General features: G+C 66.1%; 11 protein-coding genes, 1 tRNA gene and 1 riboswitch. Of the genes, 7 read left to right on the forward strand and 5 right to left on the reverse strand.

Annotated features, from left to right (window positions below):
• Nucleotides 1-507: 507 nt before the first annotated feature.
• Nucleotides 508-867, reverse strand: coding sequence for a hypothetical protein (locus tag QX128_RS09675; protein WP_315801576.1), 360 nt, complete (start codon nt 865-867; stop codon nt 508-510).
• Nucleotides 868-1,032: 165 nt separating this feature from the next.
• Between QX128_RS09675 and QX128_RS09680 the strand changes: the two genes are divergently transcribed.
• Nucleotides 1,033-1,398 (forward strand): nuclear transport factor 2 family protein, encoded by a 366-nt coding sequence (locus tag QX128_RS09680; RefSeq protein ID WP_316181981.1) that lies wholly within the window; start codon nt 1,033-1,035, stop codon nt 1,396-1,398.
• A gap of 174 nt (nt 1,399-1,572) precedes the next feature.
• Nucleotides 1,573-3,441, forward strand: a complete 1,869-nt coding sequence (locus QX128_RS09685; protein ID WP_316237345.1) for an AMP-dependent synthetase/ligase — start codon at nt 1,573-1,575, stop codon at nt 3,439-3,441.
• Nucleotides 3,442-3,552: 111 nt separating this feature from the next.
• Here the strand turns inward: QX128_RS09685 and QX128_RS09690 are convergent, their stop codons facing one another.
• On the reverse strand, nt 3,553-6,933 hold the full coding sequence (locus QX128_RS09690; protein WP_316237346.1) for a hypothetical protein: 3,381 nt from the start codon (nt 6,931-6,933) through the stop codon (nt 3,553-3,555).
• Nucleotides 6,934-7,549: 616 nt separating this feature from the next.
• Nucleotides 7,550-7,623: transfer RNA gene (locus QX128_RS09695), tRNA-Gly, on the reverse strand.
• A gap of 215 nt (nt 7,624-7,838) precedes the next feature.
• Here QX128_RS09695 and QX128_RS09700 point away from each other — a divergent pair.
• The 5 genes from QX128_RS09700 (at nt 7,839) to QX128_RS09720 (ending at nt 10,750) form a co-directional block, all read left to right on the forward strand.
• Nucleotides 7,839-8,267 carry an SPW repeat protein gene (locus QX128_RS09700; RefSeq protein ID WP_315801580.1) on the forward strand — a complete coding sequence of 143 codons (429 nt, stop codon included), beginning with the start codon at nt 7,839-7,841 and terminating at the stop codon, nt 8,265-8,267.
• Between the two features lie 170 nt (nt 8,268-8,437).
• Nucleotides 8,438-9,010 carry a methylated-DNA--[protein]-cysteine S-methyltransferase gene (locus QX128_RS09705; RefSeq protein WP_315801581.1) on the forward strand — a complete coding sequence of 191 codons (573 nt, stop codon included), beginning with the start codon at nt 8,438-8,440 and terminating at the stop codon, nt 9,008-9,010.
• Between the two features lie 76 nt (nt 9,011-9,086).
• Nucleotides 9,087-9,926: an AraC family transcriptional regulator gene (locus QX128_RS09710; protein WP_316237347.1), complete on the forward strand. Its 840-nt coding sequence runs from the start codon at nt 9,087-9,089 to the stop codon at nt 9,924-9,926.
• A 52-nt stretch (nt 9,927-9,978) separates the two neighbouring features.
• Nucleotides 9,979-10,338: a VOC family protein gene (locus tag QX128_RS09715; protein WP_316181987.1), complete on the forward strand. Its 360-nt coding sequence runs from the start codon at nt 9,979-9,981 to the stop codon at nt 10,336-10,338.
• 10 nt (nt 10,339-10,348) lie between these two features.
• Nucleotides 10,349-10,750, forward strand: a complete 402-nt coding sequence (locus QX128_RS09720; RefSeq protein ID WP_316218166.1) for an SRPBCC family protein — start codon at nt 10,349-10,351, stop codon at nt 10,748-10,750.
• A 4-nt stretch (nt 10,751-10,754) separates the two neighbouring features.
• On the opposite strand, the gene QX128_RS09725 is transcribed toward QX128_RS09720, so the two are convergent.
• Complete coding sequence (locus tag QX128_RS09725; protein WP_316237348.1) at nt 10,755-12,227, reverse strand: MATE family efflux transporter; 1,473 nt, start codon at nt 12,225-12,227, stop codon at nt 10,755-10,757.
• 128 nt (nt 12,228-12,355) lie between these two features.
• Nucleotides 12,356-13,462, reverse strand: coding sequence for a 2'-deoxycytidine 5'-triphosphate deaminase (locus QX128_RS09730; protein ID WP_316181992.1), 1,107 nt, complete (start codon nt 13,460-13,462; stop codon nt 12,356-12,358).
• Between the two features lie 112 nt (nt 13,463-13,574).
• Nucleotides 13,575-13,654: riboswitch (SAM riboswitch) on the forward strand.
• Nucleotides 13,655-13,729 lie beyond the last annotated feature (75 nt).

Below are 13,729 nucleotides of genomic sequence, written 5' to 3' on the forward strand. Positions count from 1 at the left end.
CAAAGCCAAATTCACCGCGAGTGTTGCAAGCCCGCTGCACCAATGAGTCGCTACCACCGAAAATGGCCGAACGCTGGTTCCGGACATGGCGGTCGCGCCACGAGCAAGGCGGAGGCCCGGCATGATTCGCCCATCGGCGCGGCAGCGGCGTCACGGCGGCACGACCGGCACTCCGGAGAAACCCGGGGGCCGCGCTTTCGCACGACACACCCCAATCAGGGCGGGAGGCGAGTCCCGCGGATCGCCGGCCCAGCGGCGCTGGTGCGGTCCCGATGGCGGGTGGGCTCGCGCGGGCATGGCGTCATGCGACGACGTCAAGAGAGGCCGTCGATGCAATCACAAGTTTGTGCCGTCCGCTCCTGGCCCTGCGCCGCAATGACTGCGGTGGGGTCAGGCGGCACCGCGCCGTCTGATCGGGAGAGGGAGATGAAGCGAGGTCGCGCCGACATCGCGCCAGCAGCCGGGAGACGATCGGCCTCCCGACGCTCACGGCCCCGGCGGATCGAACTAATTATCGGGCAGCCGAATCCGCGCACCGAAGGTGACGAGCGGCGCATCGGCGGCGCCGAGCTCGATCTGCCGCTCCGGCACCTCCTGATAGCTGCCGTCTTCAATCTTTTTTAATTCATATTGCCAGACCGTTAACGTCTCGCCACGCGCCAGCGCATCGCGGATGCGGCTGGCGCCGCGTCCCGGCAGCTTGACGAGGTCGTCGCGCATCATGCCGATCATCGTCGGGCTTTCGCCGCGATGCAGCTCGAAGAACACCATGCGATTGGGCTTGTCCTGCGGCTTGAGCACGGTATCCGCCGTGAACAGCACCAGGCAGATCGCGACGGCAATCCACTTCCAAGTGTCGGACATCATGAGACGCATTCCCCGCACCGCCGCCGCGCGAGACGTAGGCCTCGCGCAAACAGGCGGCAACTTACAGTTCTGTCATTCCGGATGAGATGACGTTCGACGTAATCGATTCGCTGCGCGCCGGGCGCGATGATGGGCTCCTCATCGTTCACAACATGGAGAGCACCGATGACCAACCCGACCGAGATCGCCGAGAGCTACATCGCGCTGTGGAACGAACGCGACGCCGCGCAGCGCGGCACCTTGCTCGCGCGCAACTGGACCAAGGATGCGCTCTACGTCGACCCGATGATGCGCGGCGAAGGACGCGACGCGGTGGATGGCCTGGTCGCGGGCGTGCAGCAGCGCTTTCCCGACTTCCGCTTTCGCCTGGTCGGTGCTGCGGACGGCCACGGTCCTCATCTGCGGTTTTCCTGGGAGCTCGGCCCCGAGAATGCGGAAGCCCCGATCCAGGGCACGGATTTCGTCGAGCTGGCCGACGGCCGCATCCAGCGCGTCACCGGATTTCTCGACAAGGTCCCGCAGGGCGCCTGATGGACGCTCCGACCGGTCCGGCGTCCGCTGCGGTGCCGGCCTGCCGCGATGGCCGGGCTCCCATGCGCGGATGCGCGACCTGCCTTGCGATGATTGCGCTACGTCAACGTCGGACGCGATCCGCCGCTGCAGAGCTTCTGCTCGCAACGGAGTCCAGGATCGCCGGAGACGGGCGTGCAGCAATCAAATCCCATCGATGATCACGCCATGGCGGCCGGCACGCTGGCCGCCATCACCACCCTGCCCGAGCTTTGGCGCTGGCGCGTCGCACAGAGCCCGGACAAGCCGGCCTACCGCCATTTCGACGCGCGAGGCGGCCGATGGGCGAGCTTCAGCTGGCGCGAGATCGATCTCGTCGTCGCCCGCTGGCGGCGGGCGCTTGTGGCCGAGGGCTTCGACCGGGGCGAGCGTATCGCCATCCTGATGCCGAACGGGATCGCGCATCTCGCGATGGACCAGGCGGCGCTGTCGCTCGGCCTGGTGCCGGTGCCGATGCACGCCGTCGATAACGCCGACAGCATCGCCTACATCCTCGCCGATTCCGGCGCCCGGCTGCTGCTGGTCGATTCGGACGCCCGCTGGGAGGAGATCGCGGCGGTCCGCGAGGCCCTGCCCGAGCTGCGGCGCATCGTCTGCGCCGACCGACAACCGGCTGGCCCGACCGGCGATCCGCGCCTCGTCGATCTGGACGCGTGGTTGAACGCAGCCGGCAACGCCGCGCCTTCCGGCGCCCAGGCCGCCATCGCGCCGCACGACCTCGCCGCCATCGTCTACACCTCCGGCACGACGGGCCGGCCCAAGGGCGTGATGCTGTCGCACGACAACGTCGTCTCCAACCTCAAGGCGATTCATCAACGGCTCGCGGCCGACACCGACGACGTGTTCCTGTCGTTCCTGCCGCTGTCGCACACGTTCGAGCGCACCGCGGGCTATTATTACCCGATCGCCATCGGCGCCTGCGTCGCCTATGCGCGGTCGGTGAAACAATTGTCCGAAGATCTGGTGGAGGTCCGTCCGACCATCCTGATCTCGGTGCCGCGCATCTATGAGCGCATCTACTCGCTGGTCATGCATCATCGCGGGACCGCAAACCCGCTCGAACGGGCGCTGCTCGACCTGACGATCGCGATCGGCGGCCGTCGCTTCGATGCGCAGCATGGGCGCGAAACGAGCCTGTCAGCGTTCGACCGTATCGCGTGGCCGCTGCTGCAGCGCCTGGTCGCCGCCAAGGTGCTGGCCCGGTTCGGCGGACGGCTGCGGGTCGCCGTCAGCGGCGGCGCGCCGATCGCCGAGCCGGTGGTGCGGCTGTTCCTGGCGCTCGGGCTCGAGGTGCTGCAGGGCTACGGCATGACCGAGACCTCGCCCGTCGTCAGCGTCAACACGCCCGACGACAACGACCCGCGCACCGTCGGTCGCGCCCTGCCCGGCATCGAGGTGCGCATCGGCGACAATGACGAACTGATGGTGCGCGGCCCGAACGTGATGCTCGGCTACTGGCGCCGGCCGGAGGAAACCGCGCGGATCAAGGAAGCGGACGGCTGGCTGCACACCGGCGACCAGGCCCGCATCGATGCGGGACGCATCACCATCACCGGTCGGATCAAGGACATCCTCGTCACCTCGACCGGCGAGAAGATCGCGCCTGCCGATCTCGAGACCGCGATCCTGACCGATCCGCTGTTCGAGCAGGCAATCGTGATCGGCGAGAACCGGCCGTTCCTGGCCGCGATCGTCGTGCTCAATGCCAAGGGCTGGGCCGAGCAGCAGGCGCGGCTCGCGGCGCACGGCCAGCGCGGCACCGAGGCCGAGGCGGCATCGCTGCTGCGGCACATCGCCCGCGCCGTGAAGGCCTATCCCTCCTACGCGACGCCGAAAGCTGTGCATTGGACCTTGGAGCCGTGGACCATACAGGAAGGCCTGATCACGCCGACCTTGAAGAACAAGCGCCCGGCGATCGAGCGTGCTTTCGCGACGGAGATCGAGGCGATCTATGCGAAGCGGGTGGCGCCACAGACTGCCGTTTCAGGCTCAGCCCGCGGCTGACCCGCTCGCATCCCTGGTCTCGCGCCGAGGGCATGCTGGCGAGGGCACGCCGGCGAGGTCCGTGCGCCGGCCTCGGCGAACCTTACCTGGCCGAAACCGCCAGCGATCCGATTAACCGGAAGGCGCTGCAACGGCGATGCGGAACGGGTTGCTCGGATCGATGGTCAGGGCTCCCTTCGGATCTGATTTGATCGCCCACGACACCGCCCCCTCCGCACTGGTCGAAACAATGATCTCGGCGGTGTAGTACGGCTGGACCGTCGCTTGGGGGAAGTAGCTGGCCGAACTGGTCCAGACGCCTACGAAGAGCTCGACGCTCGTGTTCGCCGGCGGCGCGTAGAACGCGGTGGGCGTGCCGACCGAGCTGGTTGCGGCGTAGTATTGTCTCGCACGCGCCACGGTCGTGCCCGCCGGCACTCCTGTCCCGGTGACCGCCTGGCCCGCAACGACGCACGAGGGGTCAGCGAGGGTGACGGCCGCCTCGTCTTGGATCAGCGTCGCGGTCGTCGTGCTGACGAAGGTCACCGCGACCGCCGTGCCGGAAGACGTTGGAGGCCAATTGATGGTGACGGCCGATGCATTGACGTCGGTTACCACGGTGCCGGTCGCGATTCCCTGTCCGGATACGGACTGGCCGATCTGTACGAGCGACGGGTCTGCGACGTTGAAGATCGCCGTGATCCCTTCGAACAGATCGCCTGTGGTCGTGCTGGTGAAGGTCAGCAACGCGTCGCCGTTTTGGGTCGCGTTGGCGCTCAAAGTGATCCCGGTCGACTGAACCACGGCGCGCACGAGAGGATTGCCGGGGCCCAACACGCCCGGACTTTCCTGGCTCGGGAGCAGGACGAAGAAATTGCGTGCCGGATCGGCCACCGACGATGCACAGGCGAGTTGCATGGCGCCAGTGCCCTTGGGACCCTCCACCCACGATACGGCGAGAGGGCTTTTCGAATCGCGCAGCGGAGCCGAGCCGGCGCCGCCCGCGCTGGTGAAGTCCTGCGCGTAGAGGATGCCGAAATATTTCGAGAAGTCGGTCGCGAAATCGGTTGCAGTCCACGTTCCGTCGGAGAAATCGAGCCACAGGGCATCGTCGCTCTGCAGGTCGAAATCCGACGTATCCTTGCCGGACTTGAAAGGGATGAGCGGGTACCAGCCGATCGTCTGCACGAAGGCCGCCACGTTGGTGAAGTCAGAACCGGGAGGGGGACCCGACCACCCGACGCCGGACTGCATCGTGGCAAACGTCAGCGCGACGCCCGTCCCGCTCGCGGCGGCGGCCTGGGTCAGCGTGACCATGGTGTCGTTGACGCTGACCACGCTCGTCCCATTCTGTATCCCTTGACCGGAGACGGACTGGCCCGGGAGGGCAATCGAGGGATTGGCGACATTGGTGATGATCGTCGAACCTTGGGTCAGATCGCCGGTCGTCGTCGCGTCGAACAATGTGGTGAAGGTCAGCGGCGCTCCCGAACTGCTCGCGCTGGCGTTGGCGCTCATGATCACATCGGGCGGCGCGACGCCCGTCACCGTCGTCCCCTCCGGGACTCCTGCCCCCGAGACCTGCTGGCCGACGAAGATTCCCTGCGCCGCAGCGATGTTGGAGATCGTCGGCGATCCGGTCGCGAGGTCGCCTGTCGTCGTGACCGTGGCGGTCGGCACGAATTGCAGCGGGACCCCCGTGCCGCTCGTCGTGGCGGCGAGGCTCATCGTTACGGTACTTCCATTGACGCCCGTCACCGTCGCTCCCGCCGGCACTCCCGCCCCGGAGACGACTTGGCTGGCGAAAATCCCCGATGGATCGGAAACGGTGACGGCCGTCGAATTTGCGGTGAGGCTGCCTGTCGTCTCGACCGGAGGGTTTGGTCCCGCACCGGCAGCCATGAAGGCGACGTAGTTGGCGAGATTTATCGTGACGTTCCCCACCGGCATGTTCATTTCGCTGCTGATCCACGGGATCTCCGCGCCCGGCGCCTGTGGTCCGGACTTGGCGACAGACGGGAAATCAGTGCGGTCGAACACCGCGACCGGGGTGGCTTTGGAGATGTCGCGGCCGCCGTTCGGCGCGTCGATGTACTGCGCCACACGCGTCGGCGTCCACGCGATGGTGTACGTATGAAACTCGCTGTAAGGCGCGAAGTTTCCAGACGTGTCGAACAGATACGCCTCGTTGTTGAGCACCGCCGAGGTGAAGGAGTTCGGATCGCTCGTGCCGGGTATGGGGCTCACCCGGAGTATTCCGGTGTGCGTGACGTCGGGCCATCCGGTGAAATCGACGGTATTCGAGGCTTGGCCGGCAGGGCTCCGCCAGTAGTTGAGCGCCACGGCATTGGTCATGTCGAGGTCGGATGGAGCCGCGAGCGACGTCAGCGGATATTTCCAGGTCGTCGCGTCAGGCCAGATCAAATTGGGCCCGGTCTGGTCGACGAGCAACTCCCACCAGGTCGACCCGCGCGCCGGCGCGTGCAGGGGTTGGAAGACGGAGACATTGAATGCGGTCTCCTCGTTGCCACCGGGACCGCTGAGGCCGGCGATCACGCTTCCGAGCGTGCCCTCCGGCGTGAGATCACTTGTATCGATGATCAGCACGTCTTTGACTGGCTGGCTACCGGCGAGGCCAACCGACCAAACGTTCACGGGGGTGAACTGGAAGGTCTGGCCTGATACGGGCGCGCTGGCGGCCTGGCTCAGCGTGACGATCGACGTCGATTGGTCGACCTCGGTGATGAAGGTCCCTTCGGGAAGGAGACCGGGGTTACCCACGGCGGAGACCGCCTCGCCGCCCGAAAGCTGTCCGATCAGGCCAACCGTGGTGATATCGATCTGATTGAGCTGGCCGCTGTTGATGTTTCCCGAACCGCCCGACGCCGCGACGGTGACCGTGACCGGCCCTGCGCCGAACAAGCCGGTGCCGCTGTTGAGTTTGTTGAGCGCTGTCTGCAGGTCGCCGGAACTGATATTGTAAGCAAGATCACCGGTCTTGGCGCCAGTCGTGCCGTCCTCCAGGACGAACGTTCCGCCGCTGGGCGGAGCGCCCGGCGCGCCCATCCACGTATTGTAGTAGGCCCACATCTGCTGCGCGATGGCCTCATCGGTCCGCGTGAAGCCGAGTGTCCAAGAGGTCGCGGCCGGATCGAGTGTCTGCGAACGCGGATCTCCCAGAGCGACGGTTGCGCCGAAGGTTTGCAGGTCATTCGGTTTTGGCAGCCCGCCCGCGAAGGTGGCGTAGGCCGCCTGGGTCGCCTGGGTGAAGGGGACGAACTCGAAATCGACCTCGTTCCAATTCCAGTTCTGCGCTACGTCGGGCGATTGCGCCGCCGAGGGCGCGTTGGAGTAGAGCCAGAATGCCGAGCAGACGGGACCTGGTGCCGCCTGCATCCTGCAAATGAACAGACCGTAACCGAAGCTGCGGTTGGACTGCATCTGCGCGGAAAGATAGTCGCCGTATCGGGAATAGTTATCGACTCCCGTCGATGAGACAGGCTGCTCTGCCACTGGACGTTCCCCCTTGCCGAAACGAATGTCGGGGCCGATCCGGCCCCTTAACAATCCATGATTGGGCTTGATCTATGATTGTAATGAAAATATATACTCGCGAAACTTGCGCCCTCAGGAATTTCCAGTCAATTGAAATACACCTTAAAGGTGTATTCGATGGCAGTTTTTCGAGGATGAGAGGCGTGATCATGTCCCAGCTGCATCTTGGCAACCGGACGATCTTCAGAACCGCTCCTCCGGCCGGCCGCCGTGTCGTCAGCCGCGCAGGTTGAGGAAGCCAGGGCCGCAACGACGGTCCGGCGCGCGCACGGTCCCTGCCCGTCAGTCGATCGCGACAGCCAAAAGGTCTGCACCTGCCGCGACGCCCATCTTCACGATCTCCCGCGAACGTCGGGTTGGTGTCAGGTTCGAAACCGCGCGGTCCTGATCGATTTGCAGCGAAAGTGCGGAGCGGCAGGGGAGGTCCGCCCTCCACCGGGCGCGCGCAACGCATACCGTCCTGACGCCGCAGCTGCACCTCATCGCGCAGCATAGACCGCGTACTCGTCTTATCCGGCGCTATCGGAAGCGGTGGACAATTCACCTTCGCATTGTCGGCATCCAATGCGGAGCTTGGAGCGGGCGAAGGGAATCGAACCCTCGTATGCAGCTTGGGAAGCTGCCGTTCTACCATTGAACTACGCCCGCGCTCGCCAATGCTTAGCCGACACGATGCGTTTCGCCAAGCGGCTTGTTGCCGCGCGATCTGCGGGCCCAGACGGCGAACGCGAAAGGTCTGCGATGGCCGGATCGCCCGATCGTGATCGGTCGCAACCGCAAGTCTCGGGAACAGATTGGGCGATCTCGCCTTGCCATTGGAGCCGGCGCTCGCGTCGCCGCGCCGTGTGCTGGGAGTTCACATCATGCAGAGCCATGGCCACAAGTCTCCGACCGCCCCCTCGAAAACCCTCGCCTTCATGTCGGGCCCGTCGGCGCTCGACCTCTACACGCTCGGTTGCGGCCTGTTCCTGGCCTTCGCGCCCGCGCTGTTCGGCTTCGCGCGCAGCGCCGGCCGGATCGATGCTGAGCTGGCGGGAGCTGCCGTCGTCGCGCTCTCGTTCGGCGGCCTCGTGGCGTTCGCCGATTGGGAGGAGTGGCTGAAGGTTGCGCTTGGCGTATGGCTGATTGCAGCGCCGTGGCTGCTCGGGTTCGCGCATACATCGGCGATGCATGTCAGCATCACGGTCGGGATCGCCGTGACCTTCCTAAGCCTCCTCGAGCTGTGGCTCGCGCATGATCCTGATTTTGCTGGCGATCGCACCGGAATGGTGAGCCGCTCGTCTGAGCTCTGATCGATCGCGTCTCGCCTGCGACAACAGAGATCGCAACGCAACGCTTGACAACCATCACCCAAATCAGGGCAAACCCGCCCCCGTCACGCCGCGCTGTTAACACTTTGTAAACAAAGTTGATGCGGGCGATCGTGACGATGATATGATGTGCGTGGGGTTGGGGTGGCGTCATGGGGCGTGGGTATACGATCTTTGATACGGCCCTCGGCCGTTGCGGCATTGCATGGAGCGATGCCGGAATCACCGGCGTACAATTGCCGGAAGCGCGGGAAATCGAGACGCGGCGGCGCCTGTTTCGCCAGTTTCCCGACGCACGGGAGCAGCGCCCGTGTTCGAATACTGAACTCGCCATCGAAGGCATCGCGGCCATGCTGCGCGGGCAGGAGGTCGACTTCTCCGACGTTGCGCTCGACCTCGACGGCGTCACGCCCTTCAACCAGCGCGTCTACGATTGCATTCGCGCGATTCCGCGCGGCGAGACGCGCACCGCCGACGCGATCGCAGACGAACTGCACGTGCCCAAGGCGCTGAACTCGATCGCGCAGGCACTGACCAAGAATACGTTCGTCCTGATCGTCCCTTGCCATCGCGTCCGCGACATCGGCAACGGCCTCGACAAGCCGTCGCCCAACAGCGGCATCGTCTCCAAGCGTCGGCTGCTGTCGCTCGAAGGCGCACGGCCTCATGCGGGCCTGACGCTGTTCGACGCGTTTCTCGCCGTCGACCGGCCGCGCGCGTCGTAAGCGGACGCCTCGCGTCGCGCGATATTATCTCGCGCATCGCCCTCCACTTTCCTCCGCAATGCGCTAGATTTGCAGGATGACCGCCACCATCCTGTTCGAAAGCCGTGACGTCACCGTGTCCGAGTTCCGCTGTGCAGCGATGCCGGGCGAGCGTCCCTATGTCGAGCAGTATGCCGGCTACTCGCTGTCCTATGTGCGCAAGGGCAGCTTCGGCTGTCGGCACCGCGGCCGCGTCTTCGAGCTGGTCACCGGCGCGCTGCTGGTCGGGCATCCCGGCGATGAGTTCATGTGTACGCACGACCACGTCTGCGGCGACGAATGCCTGTCGTTCTTCTTCGACGATGCGCTGATCGACGAGATCGGCGGCGACAGGCAGGCCTGGCGGGCCGGCGCGATGCCGCCGCTGCCGGAGCTCATGGTCCTCGCTGAGCTCGCAGAGGCCGTCGCCGCGCGCGAGCAGACCCTGGGCCTCGACGAGATTGGCCATATCATCGCCAGCCGCTTCGTCGCGACCGCCACGGGCCAGCAGGTGCGCGCCGCGACACCAGGCCCTCGCGACCGACGGCGCGCGGTCGCGAGCGCGTTGTGGATCGACGACAATGCGCATGATGACATCGACCTGGCGGCTGCGGCAGGCGAGGCCGGCGTCAGCCCGTTTCATTTCCTCCGGATGTTCGCCGCTACGATCGGCGTGACGCCGCATCAATATCTGATCCGCTCCCGCCTGCGGCACGCCGCGCGGCGCCTCAGCGAGGAGGATACGCCGGTCACCGCCATCGCCTACGATTCGGGCTTTGCCGATCTGTCGAATTTCACCCGCACCTTCTCGCGCGCTGCCGGCGTGTCGCCGGCGAAGTTTCGCAAGGCCTCGCGCGGCGAGCGCAAGATTCTCCAAGACCGTCTGAGCCGCCATTGATTGGATGATCCCGGCGCGTGCGGCAGCCGCATGCGAAGCATGGAGATCATCGATGTACGATCATATCGGCCTCAGGGTCGGCAATCTCGACGCCAGCGTCCGCTTCTACACCGCCGCGCTGGCGCCGCTCGGCCACATCCTCTGCTCCAAGGACGAGGCGTCGGCGGGCATCGGCCCGAAGGGGCAGCCGGCGCTGTGGCTGTATCTCGACAAGGGCGCCAGCAAAGGCACCGCGCATATCGCGTTCCGCGCCCAGGACCACGCGGCGGTCGCCAGATTCCACAGCGAGGGTTTGAAGGCAGGAGGCGGCGACAATGGCGGCGCCGGGCCGCGCACGGACTACAGCCCGACCTATTACGCCGCCTTCCTGATCGATCCCGACGGCAACAACGTCGAAGCCGTATGTCCGTGAGGTCAGCGTCATGGCATCCATCCAGAAGGACATTCCGATCGCGGCCCCGGCCGGTGCAGTGTGGGACGCAGTGCGCGATTTCGGCGCCGTTCATACCAGGGTGGCGCGCGGCTTCGTGACCGGCACCAGGCTCGACGGAGACGTCCGCATTGTCAGCTTCGCCAACGGCAGCGTGGTGCGCGAGCAGCTGGTCGACTGCAACGATCAGCGCCGGCGCCTCGTCTACGCCATCAGGAACGAACGCATCAGCCAGCACAGTGCGTCGTTTCAGATCATCGCGGAAGGCGAGGAGCGCTGCCGGGTGATCTGGACCACCGACGTGCTGCCGCACGAGATCGCGCCCTATATCGAGCAGCAGATGGAGCTCGGCGCGCGCGCGATGCAGGACACGTTGGGCAGGCTGCGCGGATAGCGGCTCAGCCGACACGCGGCGGCGCGTGCGCGTCAGGACCGCGTCCGGCCGCCAGCACGGCCGGGCGCAGCTCCAGCGCCGCGGCCGGCTTCGGCCCCCACCGCGTGAGCATGACGCTCGCGAGCGTCAGCACGCCGAGCAGCACCATCGAGGACGCCGCCAGCATGAAGAAGTCGCCCTCGGTCGCGGCATGGCTCAACAGATAAGAGCCACCTGCGGCGATGAACACGAGCCGCACCGTTTGCGCCAGCACCGGACCGATCACCCTGGCTGCGCCCTGCGAAGAGAAGTACATCGAGATCGCCAGGCCGATGAAGGCATACATCGGCGCGGCGACCTGCAGATAGTGCCGGCCGGCGCCGCGCGCGCTCTCGTCCTGGGTGAAGATGTCGACCCACAATTGTGGGACGATCGCGATCAGCGTCGACAGCGCGCCAACCGACGCGAACGACACCAGCCCCGCCGTCCAGGCGATGCGGCGGGCGCGCGCGATTCGCTGCGCGCCGATCGCCATGCCGACCATCGGCACCGAGGCCATGCCGACGGAGAAGGCGACCGTGGTCATCATAAATTCGAGCCGCGCGCCGATGCCGTAGCCGGCGAGCACCGCGGTGCCGAACGACGCCAGCATATGCGTGAAGATCGCGATCGACAGCACGGATTGCAGCGGCGAGAAGCAGGCGACGGCGCCGACCTTGAGAATGTCGGCGAACATCGCGCCGCTGATCCTGAGGCCGCGCAGCTTCGGCCGGACGCGCGCGCGCCCCGAAAATAGGTACCAGCCCATCACCGAGATGCTGACGCAGAACGCCAGCAGCGCGCCGGCGGCGACGCCGCGCATACCGAGCCCGAGGACCAGGCTGAGCGTGCCGCCCAGCACGATCTGCAGCATCGCCGAGCTCAGGATCATGAACGACGGCAGCTTCATGTTGCCGGTGCCGCGCAGGATGCCGGCCATCGAGTTCATCAGCCAGGGCAGGATCGCGCCGCCGAAGAAGATCTGCAGATAGGCCGTGGCATGGCTCAGCACCGCGCCGCGGCCGCCGAGCAACTCCAGCAAGGCCGGGCCGAACACCAGCATGCCGATCATGAAGGTCGCGCCGAACAGCAGCGCGATCAGCAGCGCATGCGAGGCGAGCGTCGAGGCGCGATCGGTGTCGCCGGCGCCCAGCGCCCGTGCGATCGCCGAGGCCACACCGCCGCCCATCGCGCCGCCGGACATCGTCATGGTCAGGATCACCAGCGGAAACACCAGCGCCATCGCCGCCAGCGCCTCGATGCCGAGCCGGCCGATATAGGAGGTCTCGGCAATGACGACGCAGGTGCCGGCCGTGTTGGCGATGATGTTCGGCCAGGCCAGCGACAGCAGGGTGCGCAGGATGGGTCCGTCGACGAGCATATTCCGCATCGGCTTCTCGGGGGGCGGCAATGCACGCCCCTCGCCGACCGGATTGTCGGCCAGGCCGATCTCGGACATCTCAGCTCCCCGCTCGGCCGCGCAGGTCGCGGCCGTCTTATCGTTCGATTGCTTTCGCTTTCCTAGCACGGCGCTGGCGCGCGCCCTGTGCGGCAGGCGCATTGGGGGTGCGCGGCAGACGCAGCCGGCTAGAAGCGGAAGTGCTTGGAAAGCTTCAGGCCCTGGGCCTGGTAGTTGGAGCCGATGCGGCTGCCATACATCGCGTTGGGACGCGCCAGCATCTTCTCGTAGACCAGGCGGCCGACGATCTGGCCGTGCTCGAGGATGAACGGCACCTCGCGCGAGCGCACCTCGAGCACCGCGCGCGAGCCCTGCCCGCCGGCGCCGGCATAGCCGAAGCCGGGATCGAAGAAGCCGGCATAGTGGACGCGGAATTCGCCGACCAGCGGATCGAACGGCACCATCTCCGCGGCGTAGTCCGGCGGCACCTGCACGGCTTCCTTCGAGGCCAGGATGTAGAACTCGCCGGGATCGAGGATGAGGCTGCCATCGGGCCGTGCCTTGATCGGCTCCCAGAACTCCTCGACCGGATAGCCGGCACGGCGGTCGACGTCGACGACGCCGGTATGGCGCTTGGCGCGGTAGCCGACATAGCCGTTCGCATTGCTGCCTGAGAGGTCGACGGACAGAGCGACACCGCCGGCGAGATCCGCATCATCGCGATCCACCAGCCGCTCGGCCTGGTGCAGCGCGATCAATTCGTCCTCCGACAGGACCGCGTCGCGATAGCGGAAGCGAACTTGGGACAGGCGCGAGCCTTCGCGCAACAGGACCGGAAACGTCTTCGGGCTGATCTCGGCGTAGAGCGGACCGTGATAGCCGGCGCCGATCATGTCGAAGCGTCGCGTGCCGTCGGCAATCACGCGGGTGAACACGTCGAGCCGCCCGGTCGAGCTCTTCGGATTGGCGGCCGCGACGATGTCTTTCGGCAGCGCCAGGCTCTCCAGCAGCGGCACGATGTAGACGCAGTTGGTCTCCAGAACCGCGCCGTCGGCGAGCGCGAACTCGTGCAGCTTCAATTCGTCGATGCGCTCGGCGACGGTGGATCCCGGCCCCGGCAGAAAGCTCGCGCGCACCCTGTAGGCGACGTCGCCGAGCCGCAGGTCCAAGCTCGCCGGCTGGATCTGGCTCTCGACGAAATCATATTCGGGAATGATCAAGCCGGCCTCCGCCATCGCCACGATCATGCGATCGGGGAGGATGCCGTGGGCGTCGGCGGGAAGCGAAAACGGCAAGGCCTGATCCTTTGCAGGCGCCGGAACGGCGGCTTGTGGAGCCAATATAGGGTCTTTTGACCGGTTATCCGATGGCCGGCTTGACGGAAAGGCCGGTTGCGACTATGAGCACCACTTATCCCGTGGTGATTTGAGCCGGCCGGCTTGCAGCCACGTTAAATAAGTCGCTAAACAGGCCGGGGACGAATGTGATCCCGGCCTTGAGGAGTTTTCCCAGGCCGGTTTTTTTGTGCCCATCGCGCCGAGCGCGGTGGTCACGATGGAGGT

Origin of the sequence: Bradyrhizobium sp. SZCCHNR1015 (genome assembly GCF_032489875.1) — a bacterium.
In the GTDB taxonomy this organism is placed as follows: domain Bacteria; phylum Pseudomonadota; class Alphaproteobacteria; order Rhizobiales; family Xanthobacteraceae; genus Bradyrhizobium.